The following is an 18,464-nucleotide window of genomic DNA, read 5'->3' on the forward strand; positions in this document are numbered from 1 at the left end:
TCATGCGTCAGCTTTTTTCGGGCTCGACCCAAACGATGCAAAACGCTTGTTGAACCCGGCAATCCGGCCTTCGGCCTGGGTCTTGCGCTGCTGGCCGGTGTAGACCGGGTGCGAGGCGCTGGAGACGTCCAGGGGGATGTAGGGATAGGTGTTGCCGTCGCTGTGTTTCTGGGTGCGATCACTGTCGGCGGTGGAACCGATGAGGAAGAACACATCGGCGGCGGTGTCGTGGAACAGCACGGTGCGGTAGTCGGGGTGGATACCAGCTTTCATGAGGCCTCCGGGGCGTCTGGGTGCGGTTGATTTGTTATACAGTAACACAACACCGAACATCCAAACGAGAACCTCTTGCAATAAAGGTAGAGCGCGAGGAGCTATGGGGCCTTCTGGAAATCCGTTTCCTGGGGCGTCCAACCATTGAAAACCAAACTGGCTTAACTGCTGATCTTATCCAGTGCTGACTGGGCCTCATTCGGCTTGGCTTCGTTGTTCTTCACGGCATTGATATACCCTTTAACGACGCCGACAAGATCTCCTCTCGTAGCGCTGGCGAGCGCTTCATCGAAACCATCAGCCCGAGTTTTGTCAAAACCCGCCTTGGCCCCTTTGATAGCTCCGATCACTCCCGGTTCCGAATCGCCAATACCTAGAAGAATGTTGCTGAGTCCAGGGATAAACCGGGTTCTCTTTCCAGCCTCGCCGGCAGCCCATTGCACGTTATCTTTGTTGGTGCCGTCCTTCCTGACATGGGTGTCGCTAGTACTATCCAGACGGTGATGCTCACGCAAGGCTAAATAACCCTGCTCCGTAAAGTCTTTCCACACGCCTGCAGGTGTACCGTGCCGAGCGTCGCCGCTATGGGTAATGCCTTCAAGGTCGCCATTGCCGTGGGCCTTGCCTCGGTGTTCTCCGTCAGCCGATAAGGACGTATCGATATAGTTGAGCACCCGCGCAGCGTTGAAGGCTGCATCAGCCCGTGCGTCCGGGTCTTTGTTGTTGCTCGTCCAATCCCCAAGAAGTTTGTAAGCCAATGAGCGATTGATATCTTTTTGATGACCCAGTTTTTTGAGGATCGGATTATCGTTGATGATTTGTTCGGCGGTGCGGTTATCACCCGGTGGGCGGCCTGTGGCGATCTCCGGCTTTCGGCTCACATCCTGCTCAGGTTTTTCGATGCCTTCAATGCGTTTGTGTTCTTGGGCGACTTGCTCCCGTAGCGGGCCGGTTAACTGGCTTTTATTCCAATCGTGGCTGGAGGGGGCAGAATTCCAGACATTGGAAAAAACATTCGCTACCGCTATCGATGTCGTCATAGGTAAGTCACTCGTTTTGGTCGTTATAAACTCCCTCTTGATAAAGTGTCCTTACTTCACAGCGCCCGGTCACAACCAGACACTCAATGAATGGTGACGGGGCAGCAATACGTTCCTGATCAAGCTGATAGTTTTTTTGTCGGTACAAATACGCAGAGGCTCAAATAGCTGACTGGACGATCAATCCTTGTCCGTGCTTTGTCGACAGGTGCAGAATGGTTAATCGACCTGAAGAGTCCGAACCCAAGGAAACCGTATGAGCCTGTCCTTGTTAAGCCGCTACGCCTTCTTTGCTGTGTGCGTCATTTTCACCCTCGCCAGCCTCCCCTTTATCGAACATGAATGGCTGTGGCCGATCACGCTGGTAACCGGCGTACTCAGCCTGATCGGCATTGTCGACCTGCTGCAAAGCCCCCATGCGGTGCGTCGCAACTATCCGATCCTGGGCAATATCCGTTACCTGGTAGAAACCATCCGCCCGGAAATCCGCCAGTACCTGCTGGAGTCTGACAGCGACGCCCTGCCCTTCTCCCGCGCCCAGCGCTCGCTGGTGTATTCGCGCGCCAAGAACGAAACGGCAGACAAACCCTTCGGCACCCTGATTGACGTGTACCAGTCAGGCTTCGAATTTATCGGCCACTCCATGCGCCCTGCGCCACTGAGCGACCCCAGCAGTTTTCGCGTGATGGTCGGCGGACCGCAGTGCACACAGCCGTACTCGGCGTCGGTGTTCAATATCTCGGCGATGAGTTTCGGCTCATTGAGCGCCAACGCGATCCGGGCACTCAACCACGGCGCCAAGCTCGGCAACTTTGCCCACGACACCGGCGAAGGCAGCATCAGCCCCTACCATCGCGAAAACGGCGGCGACCTCACCTGGGAACTGGGCAGCGGCTACTTTGGCTGCCGCACCAGCGACGGCCGTTTCGACCCCGAACGCTTCGCCGTGCAGGCTCAGAACCCCCAAGTGCGCATGATCGAAATCAAGATGAGCCAAGGCGCCAAGCCCGGCCATGGAGGGATTTTGCCCAAGCACAAGGTCACCCAGGAAATCGCCGACACCCGCGGCATCATGATGGGTGAAGACTGCATCTCGCCGTCGCGTCACAGCGCGTTTTCCACGCCGATCGAGCTGATGCAGTTCATCGCTCAGTTGCGCGAACTGTCCGGCGGCAAACCTGTGGGCTTCAAGTTCTGCTTAGGCCATCCGTGGGAATTCATGGGCATCGCCAAGGCCATGCTCGAAACCGGCATCCTTCCGGACTTTATCGTGGTGGACGGCAAGGAAGGCGGTACCGGTGCCGCGCCGGTGGAATTCACCGACCATATCGGCGTACCGCTGCGCGAAGGCCTGCTGTTCGTGCATAACACCCTGGTGGGCCTAAACCTGCGCGACAAGATCAAGCTCGGCGCCAGCGGCAAGATTGTCAGCGCGTTCGACATCGCCAGCGTCCTGGCCATCGGCGCCGACTGGGCCAACTCGGCACGCGGCTTTATGTTCGCCATCGGCTGCATTCAGTCTCAGTCATGCCACACCAACAAATGCCCGACTGGCGTCGCCACCCAAGACCCGCTGCGCCAACGCGCGCTGGTGGTGCCGGACAAGGCCCAGCGCGTGTTCAACTTCCACCGCAACACGCTGCACGCTTTGGCAGAAATGCTCGCCGCCGCCGGGCTGGAGCATCCGTCGCAGTTGTCGGCCAAGCATTTGGTACGTCGGATGTCGGCGACGGAGATCAAGCTGTTCTCTCAGTTGCATGTGTTTCTCAAGCCTGGGGAGTTGCTCACCGGTGAAGTGAATGGCGAGTTCTATTCGCGCATGTGGCAGATGGCGCGGGCGGACAGTTTCGAGCCTCATGAAACCGCAGCAGCCTGAAGGACGCCTGCCATGCTGAAAGTCATCGCTGAAGACTTCATCAAGCCGGAACACCTGGAAACCGTGCGCCCTTGGTACGCTGAACTGGTGGAAAAAACCCGCCAGGAACCGCTGTGCATCGCCTACGATTTGTTCATCGATCAAAAAGACCCCGGGCACTTCATTTTTATCGAGCAATGGCCAGATCAAGCGGCGCTGGATGCGCACTGCCAGACCGAGCACTTCACCCGGTTGGTGCCCCAGATCAATGAGCATCAAGCCAAGCCGTGCCGGGTCTTGTTGATGGACGTTTTCTGACAAGACCCACCGCCTGCTGAACCGGACCACCGACGGCATCGTTGAAAACAAGGAGATTCACATGCCGTTACTGGACTTCGCCGCAATCGCCGCGCAACTGCCCGACAGTTGGACATCCACACGCCTGGGCCAGGTTGGCCCGGCGCGGATCAAAGTACTGCGCATGGATGAACAGACGTACGGGGAAGAAACCCACGACTACAACGAAGGGTTGTTGGTGATCAGTGGGTACTTGCACCTGCGCATCGGTGATCAAGCCATCAGGGTGGACGCCGGCCAGATGTACCTGGTGGAAGCCGGCACTGCCCACGGTGTGCTCGCCGGCAGCCAGGGCACCCTGGTGATCATTGATCTCTAGAGACATTCAGTAATACCCAGCCTTTGCAATTGCTTACAAATACCGCCAACCTCCGCCCGCCCGACGTGCGGCGACGCCCGCGCTCACCTATCGTCATTAAACAACTTGTTCAAGAGCCCGCTGCCATGCTGAACGGACGCGACCCGCGCATCGACTTTTTTCGGGGCCTGGCGTTGATCTTCATTTTCTGGGATCACGTGCCTCACAACCCCCTCGCCAACATCACCGTGCAGAACTTCGGGTTCAGTGACGCCGCGGAAATCTTCGTGTTCCTGGCCGGCTACGCAGCCGTGCTGGCCTACGGCAAGATTCTGCAGCGCGAGGGCTATCTCTTCGCCTGCCTGAAAATCCTGCGTCGGGTGTGGACACTCTACGTGGCGCATATTTTCCTGTTGGCGCTGTTGATGGGCATCGTGATTTTCGCCAACAGCCATATCGAGACTCGCGACCTGGTGCAGGAAATGGGCCTGGGGTATTTTCTCAGCGATACCCAACAGGCCTTGATGGATGAGTTGCTGCTGCGCTTCAAGCCCAACCTCACCGACCCGTTGCCGTTGTACATCGTGCTGATTCTGAGCCTGCCGCTCACCCTGCCACTGCTGGTGTATGTGCCCAACGTGATGGTGGCGATCTCGGTGGCGGTGTACCTGCTGGCGCCCTGGCAGGGCTGGAATTTGCCCGCGAGCAACGGCGGAGTGTGGTACTTCAACCCCATCACCTGGCAATGCTTGTTCATCCTCGGCGGCGCAGCCGCGTTGCGCTCACCCAGCCGCGCCGAAGCGCGGCCGTTGCTGCGCCAACCCTTGTTCGTGGCCGCTGCGCTCTACGTGTTGGTGACCTGTGTGATCACCTTGTCTTGGCGCTGGCCCGAGGTGCATGACGCCTGGATGCCACGCGTGATTGGCGAATGGCTGTACCCCATCAGCAAGACCGACCTGTCCCCGGTGCGCCTGCTGCACTTCCTGGCATTGGCCTACGTCACCGCCAAATTGCTCCCCGACGTCGGCTGGACGCAGCAGTGGCTGGCCCTGCAATTGGCGAGGATGGGGCGTTACTCCCTGGAAGTGTTTTGCCTGGGCGTGGTGCTGGCGCCACTGGCCGACATGCTCAATGCCATGGCCGGCGACAGCCTGGCGATCAAGTTATCCACGGCCTTGGCGGGCGCTGTGTTGATGGGCTTATTGGCGGCATGGCTGGACCTGAACAAGCGCCTGGACCAACGATACGCCAGCCGCGCCGTCGTCACGACTACATAGTTAGCGACGCCGCCGGACACCAGGATGGCAACTGAACCACCGCTTTCGCAGGCAAGCCAGCTCCCACATTGGTCGTGTATTGCCCACAGGATCAACGCCCGGCACAGATCCCCTGTGGGAGCGGGCCTGCCCGCGAAAGCGGAGTGTCAGTCACTGACTTTTTAACTGCACCACCGCTATCGCAGGCAAGCCAGCTCCCACATTGGTTGGGTATTGCCCACAGGATCAACGCCCGGCACAGATCCCCCTGTGGGAGCGGGCTTGCTCGCGAAGGCTGCGGGCCAGTCAATTAATCTGCAACTGAACCACCGCTATCGCAGGCAAGCCCGCACATTTAAACGGAGCGGGTCGCGCTGCTATTGGCGACGGCGGGCTGCAACTTGAATACGTAGTACAACACGGTCAACAGCACCAGGAACGCAGGCCCGACATACAGCGCCACACGGGTCTCCGGGAAGTACGCCATCAGGCCCACCACCAGCACCAGGAACGCCAGCGCCAGGTAGGAGCTGACCGGGTACAGCCACATGCGGTACTTGAGGGCCGCCTGCTCCGCTGGGCTCAGGCCTTTGCGGAATTTGAGCTGGGCCAGCAGGATCATCAGCCAGGTCCAGATCGCGCCGAAGGTGGCGATGGACGTCACCCATACGAACACCTGGTCCGGCACCAGGTAGTTGAGCAGTACGCCCAATAACAAGGCAAAGATCGACAACAGCAAGGCCTTGCGTGGCACGCCGTTACTGGAGGTGGTGCCGAACGTCGCCGGCGCCTGGCCGTTCTGCGCCAGGCTGTAGAGCATACGCCCGGTGCTGAAGATGCCGCCGTTGCAGGACGACAGCGCGGCGGTGATCACCACGAAGTTGATAATACCCGCGGCAGTCTTGATGCCCAGACGCTCGAAGGTCATCACGAACGGGCTGCCCTGGGTGCCGATTTCATTCCACGGGTAGATCGACAGGATCACGAACAGCGCGCCCACGTAGAACAGCAGGATGCGCCAGAACACCGAGCCGATGGCGCTGGGAATGGTCTTCTGCGGGTTACGCGCTTCACCGGCGGTAAGGCCGATCATCTCGACGCCCAGGTAGGCGAACATCACCATTTGCAGGGACATCAACACGCCCTGCACACCATTGGGCATGAAGCCACCATGGGTCCACAGGTTGGAAATGCCCAACGCCACGCCGTCATTGCCGAAACCGAAGGCGATGATACCGACGCCACCGATCACCATTGCAATGATGGTGACGATCTTGATCAGCGCGAACCAGAACTCGAACTCACCGAACGCCTTGACCGCGATCAGGTTGATGGTGCCCATGCTGATCAGCGCCGCCAGTGCCCAGATCCAGCGTGGCGTGTCGGGGAACCAGACCCCCATGTACACCGCCACCGCGGTAATTTCTGCGACGCAGGTCACCAGCCACAGGAACCAGTAGTTCCAACCGGTGAGAAAGCCTGCCAATGGACCGAGGTAATCCTGCGCATAGCGGCTGAACGAACCGGCCACCGGGTTGTGCACGGCCATCTCTCCGAGGGCGCGCATGATCACCAGGATCGCCAGGCCGCCAATGATGTAGGAGAGCATGATCGCCGGGCCGGCCATTTCGATGGCCTTGGCCGACCCCAGGAACAGCCCCACACCGATACACGCGCCGAGCGCCATCAGGCGGATATGCCGTTCGCCGAGTTCGCGTTTGAGCGGGCCGCCTTGAGCGGTCTCGCCAGGGGGCAGTGGTTTGCCGACAGGCATAGGAATACAACCTCATTTTGTTATTGGATTTAGCCACCGAGCCTGGGCGTATCCGCGGATGGGCTGATACACCGGCTGGACCGGACTCGCCTCATGGGCAAATCCGCCTGGTGCGACTCACGCGCACAGGTCAGCGGGCGTGCAGTATAAAAAGCTAACGTCAGGTCTTTTCACTCAATAAACAGGGAAATTTGGCGATAAGCCCCGAGAAAAACCGCTTGGACGGTGCAAGCACCAAGCGTCTAGATCGGCCTTCCCGGCGCGAAACGGCGCAGAGTATTGCATAACCGGTCAGGATCGGGACACCTGGGGGCAAGCACATGATGGCGCGGTTCTGCACCCCGAGGCCGTTCAAATGTGGGAGCCGGCGTGCCGTTCAGTCCACACTGAAAAACAAACGTCTGGCCAGCAGCCGGGAAATGCTCGCACGGTCGATGTCCAGGGTTTGCTGCACGCGCCCGGTCTGGCCGCTGCGCATTCGGGCGAACGCCTGGGCTTCAGCTTCGGCCTGGGCCTGGCGCCCCAGGCGCTGCTGCTCGGGGCTTTTGATGTGGGCGGCGGTGTAGTGATCGTCCGGGCCCAGGCGGGTTCCATAGTGAAAGTGCGCGTAACACAGCGGCTGCGCCGTTTGCGCATCCTGCACAACATAGACTTGCAGAAAATCCACGGTTTTACCCTTGAGGCGTACGCGGGCACCTTGTCGCTGGATGCGCACCTCATTGAGCGCGTGCAGGAAATCGACATCTTCGGCCCGCGTCAGCTTGAGTTTGCTGGCCCGGACACGCGCCTCGACACCCGCCGCCTCCAGGCGCGTCGCCGCGGCCCGCAAGTCGCTGGCCCGCACCCTGGCGTTGGCCTGCTGGGTGGCGGCCAGCCGTGACACGTCCAGGCTGCGTAATTTTCTGTCGATATCCGCCGCCACCATACGCCGACTGTTGGCTTGCGCCACCAACAGGGCTTGCAGGGATTCGGGCTCACACCTGTCCGACATGCCTTGCACCTTCGCAATCGCGTTGTCGACGCCTGCCAACAGCCGCAGGCCCTTGTTCACCAGCGCTCCCAGTTGCGGGTTGGCCGTACGGGGTTTGGCCGGCGGTTCCACCGCTTCCCATACGCCGTCGTCGGCCTCGGTGAAGGTGGCGATCACACTGCCCTTGTCGTCCACCAGCTCTGCGGTGCCGGTCGGGCCTTTGACCCGGGCCACATACACATCGCGGTTGCGCGTGCGGATGATCTTTTTTTGCCGCGAGCCTGCTGCCTCTGCCTTGACCGACACCACGCCGGGGGCGGTGTCCAGCAGGTCAGCCAGTTGCTCCTCAACCTGACGGTGCAGGCCAGACAGCAACGTCTGGAGTTTTTGCAGATTGGCCAAGTCAAAGGTGTCCGGCGCCATGGCGCGCCAGAACTGAATGTGGTCGTCGGTGAGCGCATAGATGCGCCCCAGGCTTTTGAGCACTTCTACACGTTCTTCCCGCGCGATGGAAAGATGCTCCAGGTCCGCCAGGGAGCGGCTGGCCCAGCGGGCACGATTGATCACCTGGTTCAAGCTGTCAAAAAACTCCGCCTCCAGCGGTGGGCCTTCGATATCAATGGTGATGCCCCACAGTGTGGTCACTTGCAACGCTTGCAAATCCAGGACCGAAGGCCTTGCAGCCAAGTCATTTTGCAGCTCGCGGGCCTTGTTGCGCCCAAGCCGCGGCACTGCCCTGAGTTGGTCAATATAGGTTTTTTCCAGCGTGCGCCAGCGAATCGCCGCCTCCTCGGCTGCCACTTGCTCACGCATGTTGCGGTCCAGGTCAGCATGGGCCTGGCGATTAAGATCGGAGCCGGCTTCGTCCTCACTCTCATCTTGCAGGACATCGAGCAGAGGGCGGATGCGCGCATTGATCTGCAGCATCTGCTCACGCGTGTCGGCATCCAGTAATTGCAGGCCCAGAATCAGTGATTCCAGCACTTCACAAAGTTCTTCTTCATACCGAGGCCGTGGCTTGATCGCACGCAAACGCATCAGCAATTGCAGCTCTTGTTGCGAGGACGTCACCTTATTCTGCATTTCCTTGCGGTAGCGTTCCTCAAGTTGCGCCAACTGTGCCTCGGTAACCTTGCCCTTTGATTCGCGCGCCAGCTTACGCGCCACGATCATGGCTGCACCGGCCCTGTCACGTGCGCGCCCAGCATCACGATATTGCTGTTCAAGGCTCGGCTCGGACACTTCAAGTGCCTGCAGTTCGGCTTCGAGCGCGGAATCGGCATTGCCCCCTGGCAAGTGCAATCGCGCATCAAAATCCCAATACCCGTCACCCAAGGATTTCAACCAGGGACCTTTCTCGCGGCCATCGGCGCTGACGACCCGCACCGCATTGGCCTCGTCCACCACCCGATACACGTGCCCGCGTACCAAGGCATGCCATTGCGGTGGTGAAAAGGAAGTGTCATAGACCAAACCCTGGCGCGGGCCGCTTTGCTCGGCGTTGCTCCATTCTCCGGAGAAAACCCTGAGGCTCAGGCGGCGTGCCCGAGCATTCTGCGCGGTGGTCAGGTCTTTACGCGCATTACTCCAACGGATCGGGGTGTGGAACATTGCAGGCACGGGGACACGAACGGGCACCGACGCGGCGGGCTCGGCGCGTGCCAACGGCGCAAAGACGGGGTGCTCCAGTTGCAGCGCCTGATGGGGGGCGTGGGGCGTGGCCTGGTGCGCAAGAATTGCCATCAGGTTGCTCAGTACATCCGTAACGGCTTTGTTCCTGGCCTGTTCATCGTCGCTGGCCAGGTCCTGAATATCCTGCTGCAGGCTGTCGACCAATTGCACCAGCCATCCGCCCAATTGCAACGGCCCGCTGGTCAACGGCAGGACACTGGCAAACAACAGCCAACCTACCTCTTTCATATGGGCCCAGCGTTGTTCGGCGTTCGATACCGATTGCCGGTCAGCCAGGGCAACCAGAGCCTTTGCCGTGCCGTTGAACACCAGGGTGCAGGGGCCTTGCGTGCCCAACTGCTTGTGCAGTTGCGCCGCCGGCGGTTTGTCATACACGCCGAACTCATCGCCAGGCAAAAAGCGACGGATATGCGGTTCATTGAAGCCGCCGTTGGCGTAGACCGCCTGGCGTGCCGGAGCGATCCAGGTCAACACGCTGTCCTGTAATGGGCCTGGCGCCTTGATGGCCTCGAACAACGCTTGGATCGACGCGTACTCCTGCAACATCGGTTCGAGCAATGGCCGGTACAGCAGATGCACGCCCGCCTGCCCGGCCCTTGGGCCAATGATGAAGTGCGCGGTCACCTCATCGGCGTCAGCAGCCGCCGAAGCCTTGAACGCCAGCGGCCACAGCGCCATTGCCTGGCCCTGTACCGTACGATCGGCCAGGCGCGATTGCAGCGCAGCCTGCACGCGCCTGAAGCCATCCAGCGTCAGGCCGTGCTCGTCCTTGATCTTCAGTTCCAACGCCAGCATCGGCAACTGCACGCGTAATTGGCGCTTGAACAACTGCAAGCGCCGAGCGTTTTCGGTTGGATCATCCAACAGCTTTCTTTTCAACAAAGCCGGGTAAGCCTGGCCGACGTCAGCCGTTTGCACACACCCGCTCAGCAGGTCGTAAGTCAACCAACCGGGCGCCGGGGCGTCGTTCAACGTGATGCTGGTGACGGTGTGAGGGAACCCGGCCAGGTTTTCCAGCGCCAGTTCGGTCAGGCTTACGGTGATCAGGTCGACTTCGCCCGCTATGAAACCTCCCGGCACCGGCACTGCGGCGGCAATCACCCGTTTAAAGGTCAGCTGAACATCGGCAGGCAGCACTTTGCGCGCCGCAGGTTGAGCGTGCAGGCAAGTTTTGAGCGCGTCATCGGCAAACTGACGGATCGAGTCGATACCGTCGAGATACTGTTTTCCGCCATTTTGCTCGCGGGCCACCACCAGCGCCTGGAGCAGGCGCGCATAGGCGATGCTGTCTTGCTCGTCGGCGTGAGCCAGCCACAGCGGCATGGCGCTGCGCAGCGCTTGCTGACGCGCGCCCAGGCTGGCGACGAACCAGCGTCGCGGATCGGTGATGTAGTCGAGCAACGCCTGATGCTGCCCCGGTGCAAGTGCCAGGTTGCGGTCGATCCGGTCGATGTCGCGCAGTTGACGTGCCAGGTAGCTCGCCGCCAGGGCGTCGAACGGATCGCTGTCAACGTCCTCGGCAAACCATTGCTCTACGCGCGCGCCCTCAGCAAAAGCCGGCAACCATGCAGCGATTTCGTCCTCGTCGCGCAGCGGGTGCAGGCCACTGGCCGGGCTGAACAGCAAGCGCTGTTGTCCGTGAATAAGGACCAGCACCGGCAGCATCTCGACGGGCGGCCCCGCCAGGTAAACCGCCTGTACCCGCAATGCATCGCCGTGGGCGCTCCACTCGTTATCCGGACGAATCGGATGCAGCAGGGTTTTGGGGAACAGTGTGGCGAATTGCTCTTCGCTGTATCCCGGCGGCTTGGGTGAGTCATACAGCAGTGTCAGCAGGTCATCCGACAGGTAGCCCCAGCGCGTCATGTTCACCGGCAACTCTTCACACCACCAGGCTTGCAGGCGTCGTACGTAGGTCCTCCACAACAGCGCGCCGCAGCGGTTGATCAGCCGCTCCAGTTCAACCAGGCTCGGGCCACCTTCCACAAACACCTCGCGCACCCGTTGGGCGACCACGTGATAGTCCGCCACCAGCAACACCGGGCCGGCGAGGGCCAGGCGTTGCAGCAGCCACTCGGACAAGGCCTGGTAAACGAGGCTACCGTCAGTGTCGGCGGGCGCAGCGATATAAATCAGACCGGCCTGCCATTTGTGTTCAGCAAAATGCTGGTCAAGGTAGGCCTGGGCGCTTTCTTGCGCTACCGCCAGCAATGACGGCGGCTCGCGAAACAACGTTTCGATTTGCTCGCTCGTGATGAGGTGCTGTGAGTCGGCTGGAGGGGTGGAAGCGGTCATGTTGATACTCTGAGGGCAGTTAAAATCAAACGCTAACCGCCGCCGAGCGACCCGCTGGCCTAGACAATTAACGCCTGCCATGACGCGCTGTGTGCTGCCCCGTCGACAAACTTCATGGGCAAGGCAATTCGCGTCTACGCTTCAGACAAGTCCGATCAATCTGTAGGAATGGATCAGTCGACTATGGGCGCACTGTGGCAAACCGACTCGCACAAGGCTGAAGCCGACAGCCCGTCACCCGCCCCATTGCCGAAAAAATTCAGACCGCCCCGGCCATGGCGCCGGCTGTTCTGGCTGATCCTGCTGCTGGTGCTGCTCGCCCTGGGTTTTGCCGTGTTGCGCGAGATGCACAGCGCTCGCTGGCAGGCTCGCACCCTCAGCCAATGGGCCGCGCAGTTGACCTACCGCGTCGAACCCGGAGCCAGCGATGCGATCCTGTACCCCGGCGCCGGGCCCTTCGATCAGCGCCTGGGCTACAGCGCCCTGGGCGACTTCCTGCCGCGCCTGCTCAAGCGTAATTACGTGATCGAGTCCCAGGCACGCTTCTCCGCGGCGCTGATGAACTACAGCCGTCACGGTCTGTTTATTCCCTACGCAGAAAAAATCCAGGCCGGGCTGAGCATCACCGATTGCCGCGCCGCGCCGCTGTATCAATTCAATTACCCGACGCAGTTGTATGCGCAGTTCAGCGACGTGCCACCGTTGATGGTGCGCAGCCTGCTGTTTATCGAAAACCGCGAGTTGCTCGACCCGCAGCCGGCCCAGGCCAACCCGGCGGTGGACTGGCCGCGCTTTGCCAAGGCCGCGTGGTCACAGGTTGCGCGCCAGTTGCACCTGCCGGGGCAAACGGCGGGCGGCAGCACCCTGGCCACGCAGTTGGAAAAGTACCGCCATTCGCCGGACGGCCTGACCCTGTCGGGCAGCGAAAAACTGCGCCAGATGCTCTCGGCCAGTGTGCGCGCCTATCAGCACGGCCCCGACACCCTCCTCGCTCGGCAGAACGTGGTGCGCGACTACCTCAACAGCGTGCCGCTTTCGGCAGTGCCCGGCCACGGCGAAGTGCACGGCATGGCCGAAGGCCTGCGGGTGTGGTATGGCGCCGACTTCAACCAGGTCAACCGGGCCCTGGCCGACACCACGAACACCGCGCCCAGCCTGGCGGCCCGTGGCCTGGCGTTGCGCCAAGTGCTGTCGCTGATGATCGCCCAGCGCCGCCCGTCCCACTACCTGACCAAGGGCCGCGATGAGCTGGCGCAGTTGACCGACAGTCACCTGCGACTGCTGGCGCAACAGGGCGTGATCGAGCCGGGATTATTGAAGGCAGCGCTGGCCAGCCAGGTCACCTACCGCGACTGGCAGCAACAACCGACCACCCAGAAGATCGAGGCCAACAAAGGCATCAGCGTGGCCCGCAGCCGCCTGGCCGCGCTGCTCGATCGCCCGCTGTACGACCTCGACCGCCTGGACCTGTCCGCCACCAGCACCTTGCAAGGCCGACTGCAGGAGCAAATCACCGCGTACCTCAAGCAACTGGCCGACCCGGTCTATGCCAAAGAGATCGGGCTGCTGGGCGAGCGCTTGCTCACCCCCGCCAGCACGCCGCAGGTGCGCTACAGCTTTACCTTGTTCGAGCGCACCGCCGACAGCGCGCGCGTGCGGGTGCAAACCGACAACACCGACCAGCCGTTCGACATCAACGAGGGCAGCAAGCTTGAATTGGGTTCTACCGCCAAGTTGCGCGTGCTGACCACCTACCTGCAAATCATCGCCGAGCTACATGAGCGCTACGGCGCATTGACGCCAGCAGCGTTGAAAAAAGTCGAGGTCGCCGAGCAGGACCGCCTCAGCCGTTGGGCCGTGGACTACCTGCTGCAAAATCCCGGCAAATCCTTGGCAGACATGCTCGAAGCGGCCTTGGACCGCACCTATTCGGCCAGCCCCGGCGAAAGCTTTTTCACCGGTGGCGGCCTGCACCGCTTCCATAACTTTCGCAACCAGGACAACGGCCGCAACCCGAGCCTGCGCGATGCCCTGCGCGAGTCGATCAACCTGCCGTTCATCCGCCTGATGCGCGACCTGGTGCGCTACGTCACCTACACCAGCGCCAACAACAGCGCGCAGTTGCTCAAGGACGACAGCGAGCCACGCCGCCAGGAATACCTGGCGCAATTCGCCGACCGCGAAGGCACCGCTTTTTTGCTCAAGTTCTGGAAGAAGTACCAGAAAAAAGACACCCAGGCGCGCCTGGAAACCTTCCTCGACAGTCTGCATCCCACGCCGATCCGCCTGGCGGCTGTGCACCGATACCTGCTGCCCGACGCCAGCCGCGAGAGTTTCAACAGCTTCCTGCGTGCGCGCCTGGCGGGAACCAAAGGCCAGCAGACGCTGAACGACAAACGCCTCGACACGCTGTACGACAGCTACGGCCCAGGCGCCTATGACTTGCCTGACCAAGGCTATATCGCCAAGGTGCACCCGCTGGACCTGTGGCTGATGGGCTACCTGCTCAACCATCCGGACGCGACGTTCAGCGAGATCGTCAAAGCCAGTCAGTTCGAACGCCAGGAGGTTTACAGCTGGTTATTCAAAAGCCGCCATCAGAGCGCCCGCGACGGGCGTATCCGCACCATGCTGGAGATCGAAGCGTTTCTGGATATTCATCAGCGCTGGAAAGCCGTGGGTTATCCGTTTGACCATCTGGTGCCATCGTTGGCGACCGCCATCGGCAGCTCCGGCGACCGCCCGGCAGCGCTGGCCGAGTTGATGGGCATCATCCTCAATGACGGCGTACGCATTCCGGTGCTGCGCATCGACAGCCTGCACTTTGCTGCCGGTACGCCCTATGACACCCGCCTGATCAATGCCCCCGACCGCGCCCGCCGAGTGATGCCTTCCGAGGTGGCGACGGCCCTGCGCGGCGCGCTCTCCCAGGTGGTCGATGCCGGCACCGCCAAACGCGTCGCCGGCAGTTTCAAACACGCCGACGGCACACCGTTGGCCATGGGCGGCAAGACCGGCACTGGCGATAACCGTATCGAAGCCATCGGTGCCGGCGGGCGCATTCTCAGCTCCAAAGCGATCAACCGCACCGCCACCTTTGTGTTTTATATCGGCGAGCGCCACTTCGGCACGCTCACCGCCTTCGTGCCCGGCAGTTCGGCGCAGGGTTTCACCTTCACCTCGGCGCTGCCGGTGCAGGTGCTCAAAGGCATGGCGCCCCTATTGATGCCATACCTGCAAGGCGACGAGCAGAACGCCTGCGTGAGCAGCACCGGTAAATAAGCGTGCAGCGCAAACTGCGATGCAATGGTTATGTATTGGCCTTTCATGGGCATGGGTATCTACACAACTTTTGTAGCCACTGCCGACGCTAACCACGATGCGAAGCGAGCCGCTCTTGCTCTTGCTCTTGCTCTTGCTCTTGCTCTGCTTTTGATCTTGATCTTAGGCGCCCCGTCAAACCACGCTGGCCGGAATTCGACAGGGATTTGGGGGGTAAACCGGCAGGGATGCCGGTTTAGCCGCCCCGCGCCATGGATGGCGCGTGGCGGCGGCCCCCCAAATCACTGGCGGATTACGGGCACACCGAGCCTAAGCGAGGTGCCGAGTGGTGGGGCAAGAGCCTTTTGGTTACTTTTGGGCTCTTTCAAAAGTGACCCGCTGTAAAAGCGGAACCAATAGTGGCCGTTACCCAAACAACGGATATGTACTCGATCCGATCCAACATCCTGACCGGCTGCCAGGCCGCCATCGGGGGCAAGCCCCCTCCCACAGGTCCGGCGTCGCACCAAAAAGTTGTGTAGATACCCATGCTTTCATGGACGTGATTAGGGTAAGTCATCTGACTTACAGACAACCCAACCCTGTTATTCGAGCCCCGCTACCCGCACGCAGCTGGACCAGCACCGGCTCACATCGGACGACGAGGCCGGTATTCATCTGGCCTATCGCAGTACGCTGGTAGCCCGGTTGAGAAGGTTGGGAGCGTTACCTTGAGCAGCAGAACCCCACCGCCAAATGGAACAACGGCAACACCTTCGACCTGAAGTACCAGCAGCTCGATGAAATGAGCCCAAACGGTCAAGGCGCCAGAAAATCAAACATCAGGTGCACCGTGCCGTAGTAGGACCCGCCCTGGTATCCACCCTGCGGCTCGATCGGAGCAATCTCCAGCTCGACGCGCCGGCCCATGCCCGCCTCGTCAGCGCTGAGTATCTGGGTCGAGTCCAGGGTCAGGGGCACCCGGTTGAACAGCACGCGCAAATCAATACGGTCGCGGCCGCTCAACAGATAGGGCACGTCCCCCAGCCGCGCGGCTACGCCGCCATTGAGGTTTTTCACGTCGAAGTTCTTGCGCAGGCGCCCGAGCCTGGAGGTCGCCAGGTCCCATGCCAGCAGTTGGTCCTGCGCCATCCAGTCGGGTTCGGAGGGCAGCACATAGGCTTCGTGGATCGGAATAGTGACCGACACATCAAAACTCTGGCGTTCCTGAAACGCCTGTACCGGCGCGCCGATGAATAACGTTGCGACCAGCCCCGCCCATACCGTCAGTTGCTTGAACATTGTCATCACCCGTTGCTGTTGACCCTCATCGGTGTTTTGTCGCGGCCTTCGATCATCTGGAAGCGGTATTCACGCCCGGGCTTCTTCTCAAGCTGCCATTGGCGCCCCGGCAGAATGTGGTGCTTGGTGGTGGCTTCGCAGTCGGTTTTTTTCGCCGCTGAACAGTCCCGGAACTCATCGAGTACCACCACGCTGTTGCCGGCGTTGCGCAGTGTGTACTGGTCGGCGGTCTCGACGACCTTCGTATCGAAGCGGGTGTCCTTGGGCCGAACGAAAAACACCGTGCCGTAACCGGCCATGACGTTGACGCCGGCGGCGAGATCTTTTTTGTACTCGTCGCGCTCGGCGTCGGTCACGGCGAAGTCGTCTTCCTTCTCCGGCACCACCGGGATGAAGCGCACCCGGAAGTAACGCTCCTTGTCGCGCTCGCCCATGTACAGCAAGCGCGTCCCCTGGCGCCCGCCCGCCGGAACGATCAACCGCGCCGGGCTGGCCATCAGGCCGTCGCGGCTGGTGGCGGCGCCCTTGTCATCCGTCAGGGAGGCCACCGGGATTTCCCTGGACGTGCCGTCGGCGTTATAGACAATTTCCAGCACATTGACCTTGATAAAGGCGGTGCTGGTGCCGCCGTTGAACACCCGCTTGAGATAAGAACTGCGGTCGCCCTCCAAGTAGTCATACACCACGCCGACATTGATCGCCGGCCCGGCCTGCGCCGCCAATGACATCAGCAACAGCCCAGCCCCTAACACTGCTTGTTTCATGTTTGATTACGCCTTATTGATTGAACGCGGCCCACCACAGGGAGCCGATATGCGAGCCGGGCTCGCCTAGACTTCCGAATCCCAGATCACCGTGGCCACGCCGGAATAGGTGCTGCCGGGTTTCTTGAGCATGTCGGCCACGTCATCCTTGCCCACCTCGAAATGCAACTTGCCCTCGCGGTTGTTCACGTACTGCAACGGCTGGAACAGTTCGGTGCCGACGCCGTCGAGGCGCAGGGGCAGGGGCAGTTTGTTCACGCCCTGGTCGTGCTGATCACGCAAGCCATAGGGCAGGCTCACGGCGACTTGAAGCGGCACTTCGTCACCGTCGTTGTTACGCAGGCCACAGGTGTTGCCGATCACCAGCCCGCACTCCAGGGTCATCTTGAAACGTGAGCTGGCGGAGATTGCGAAGGTCTGGTCACGCCATAGCCGCGAGGGGCGCCGCCCCTGGTTGAGCCAGGCCTGCCAACCGCCCTCGGGTAACAGCTCGATGCGATTGCCGCCCGCCGGCAGGTCAATCTTGAGCACGTGCTCCACCGACAAGATGAAGTTGAAGGTCAGGGTGTTTTCGTCGGGGATCATGGTTGTGCCGAAATCCATATCGCCGCCCGGGCCCATGGTGTAAGTGATGGAACCCTCATAAGTACCAGCGTCCATACCCAGAGGGTTTGGTGTCTTGAGTTCGTAGCCGTACTCAAGCGTGCTGTAGCTCATCCGCCCGATTTCCATACCATTTGTAACGCTGCAGGCTCCGGCGTTCTCTGGAACGATCCAGAAAAAAAGCGCATACGCTTGTCCCGCCGCCATGTAATTGATCGGCAAGCACGGTGCCGGCGCCCCTCGCCAATAAGCGTTCCAGCCCACGCCTGGCGTGGCCCAGCCGGACACACCCGGTGGATAAGAGACATTCCACCGTCCCCCAATACCGGCAATGCGCATCTGTACCGTCTCCGCACGACCGGTGACGGTGTGAGTCACTTGCAGATCGCGAAATGCCGAGGGCACCTTGAAATAGGCGCTCTGGCGCGGATCCTCCGGAAACGCCGGTATCGGCCCATTGGAATAGGCCCGGAACGAACTGTTACGAATACTGAAGGTATTGACCGCCTCGCACCTGGCTGGAACGTGCCAGGGACACAAGCCACTTTGCGGCGTGGTATTGACGAATTTATTGCTCGTTGGGTTGGCCGGATCGGGGCGAAACACCGCCGTGATCTGCTCGACGATAGCCAGTGCCGGCAAGCTGTAGGTAGCGCCCAAAACCAGCGCGAATGCACAGAGCCCCAAGCGTTTTTTCATTGCGGTAATCAAGGTCATGAACTCC

Annotated in this window: 12 protein-coding genes; 5 read left to right on the top strand and 7 right to left on the bottom strand. The window is 60.9% G+C overall.

The window, feature by feature from the left end; all coding sequences use genetic code 11:
• Entirely contained in the window at positions 1-273 is a 273-nt protein-coding gene (locus HBO10_RS03920) for a type B 50S ribosomal protein L31 (protein WP_034126440.1), read from the bottom strand.
• A gap of 161 nt (positions 274-434) precedes the next feature.
• Positions 435-1,313 (bottom strand): hypothetical protein, encoded by an 879-nt coding sequence (locus HBO10_RS03925; RefSeq protein WP_052199946.1) that lies wholly within the window; start codon positions 1,311-1,313, stop codon positions 435-437.
• A gap of 256 nt (positions 1,314-1,569) precedes the next feature.
• Here HBO10_RS03925 and HBO10_RS03930 point away from each other — a divergent pair, with 256 nt between their 5' ends.
• The 4 genes from HBO10_RS03930 to HBO10_RS03945 all read left to right on the top strand — a co-directional run bounded on the left by HBO10_RS03930 (position 1,570) and on the right by HBO10_RS03945 (position 5,100).
• Positions 1,570-3,189 carry an FMN-binding glutamate synthase family protein gene (locus HBO10_RS03930; RefSeq protein ID WP_034126439.1) on the top strand — a complete coding sequence of 540 codons (1,620 nt, stop codon included), beginning with the start codon at positions 1,570-1,572 and terminating at the stop codon, positions 3,187-3,189.
• Between the two features lie 12 nt (positions 3,190-3,201).
• A complete protein-coding gene (locus tag HBO10_RS03935) occupies positions 3,202-3,486 on the top strand; it encodes a putative quinol monooxygenase (protein ID WP_034126438.1) in 285 nt (94 codons plus the stop codon).
• 61 nt (positions 3,487-3,547) lie between these two features.
• A complete protein-coding gene (locus tag HBO10_RS03940; protein WP_034126437.1) occupies positions 3,548-3,844 on the top strand; it encodes a cupin domain-containing protein in 297 nt (98 codons plus the stop codon).
• A 125-nt stretch (positions 3,845-3,969) separates the two neighbouring features.
• Entirely contained in the window at positions 3,970-5,100 is a 1,131-nt protein-coding gene (locus HBO10_RS03945; RefSeq protein ID WP_034126436.1) for an OpgC domain-containing protein, read from the top strand.
• A gap of 334 nt (positions 5,101-5,434) precedes the next feature.
• Here the strand turns inward: HBO10_RS03945 and HBO10_RS03950 are convergent, their stop codons facing one another.
• On the bottom strand, positions 5,435-6,853 hold the full coding sequence (locus HBO10_RS03950; protein WP_034126435.1) for an amino acid permease: 1,419 nt from the start codon (positions 6,851-6,853) through the stop codon (positions 5,435-5,437).
• Positions 6,854-7,229: 376 nt separating this feature from the next.
• Positions 7,230-11,810, bottom strand: coding sequence for a hypothetical protein (locus HBO10_RS03955; protein ID WP_034126434.1), 4,581 nt, complete (start codon positions 11,808-11,810; stop codon positions 7,230-7,232).
• 183 nt (positions 11,811-11,993) lie between these two features.
• Between HBO10_RS03955 and HBO10_RS03960 the strand changes: the two genes are divergently transcribed.
• The gene (locus HBO10_RS03960) at positions 11,994-15,092 is read left to right on the top strand and encodes a transglycosylase domain-containing protein (RefSeq protein ID WP_034126433.1); all 3,099 of its coding nucleotides are present in this window, start codon (positions 11,994-11,996) and stop codon (positions 15,090-15,092) included.
• Positions 15,093-15,890: 798 nt separating this feature from the next.
• On the opposite strand, the gene HBO10_RS03965 is transcribed toward HBO10_RS03960, so the two are convergent.
• The 3 genes from HBO10_RS03965 to HBO10_RS03975 form a co-directional block, all read right to left on the bottom strand.
• Positions 15,891-16,373: a CS1 type fimbrial major subunit gene (locus tag HBO10_RS03965; protein ID WP_034127990.1), complete on the bottom strand. Its 483-nt coding sequence runs from the start codon at positions 16,371-16,373 to the stop codon at positions 15,891-15,893.
• Positions 16,374-16,378: 5 nt separating this feature from the next.
• The gene (locus tag HBO10_RS03970; protein WP_034127991.1) at positions 16,379-17,137 is read right to left on the bottom strand and encodes a pilus assembly protein; all 759 of its coding nucleotides are present in this window, start codon (positions 17,135-17,137) and stop codon (positions 16,379-16,381) included.
• A 66-nt stretch (positions 17,138-17,203) separates the two neighbouring features.
• Positions 17,204-18,457: a hypothetical protein gene (locus tag HBO10_RS03975; RefSeq protein ID WP_034127992.1), complete on the bottom strand. Its 1,254-nt coding sequence runs from the start codon at positions 18,455-18,457 to the stop codon at positions 17,204-17,206.
• Positions 18,458-18,464 lie beyond the last annotated feature (7 nt).

The organism is Pseudomonas sp. WS 5503, from assembly GCF_012985385.1.
Classification (GTDB): Bacteria; Pseudomonadota; Gammaproteobacteria; order Pseudomonadales; family Pseudomonadaceae; genus Aquipseudomonas; species Aquipseudomonas paracarnis.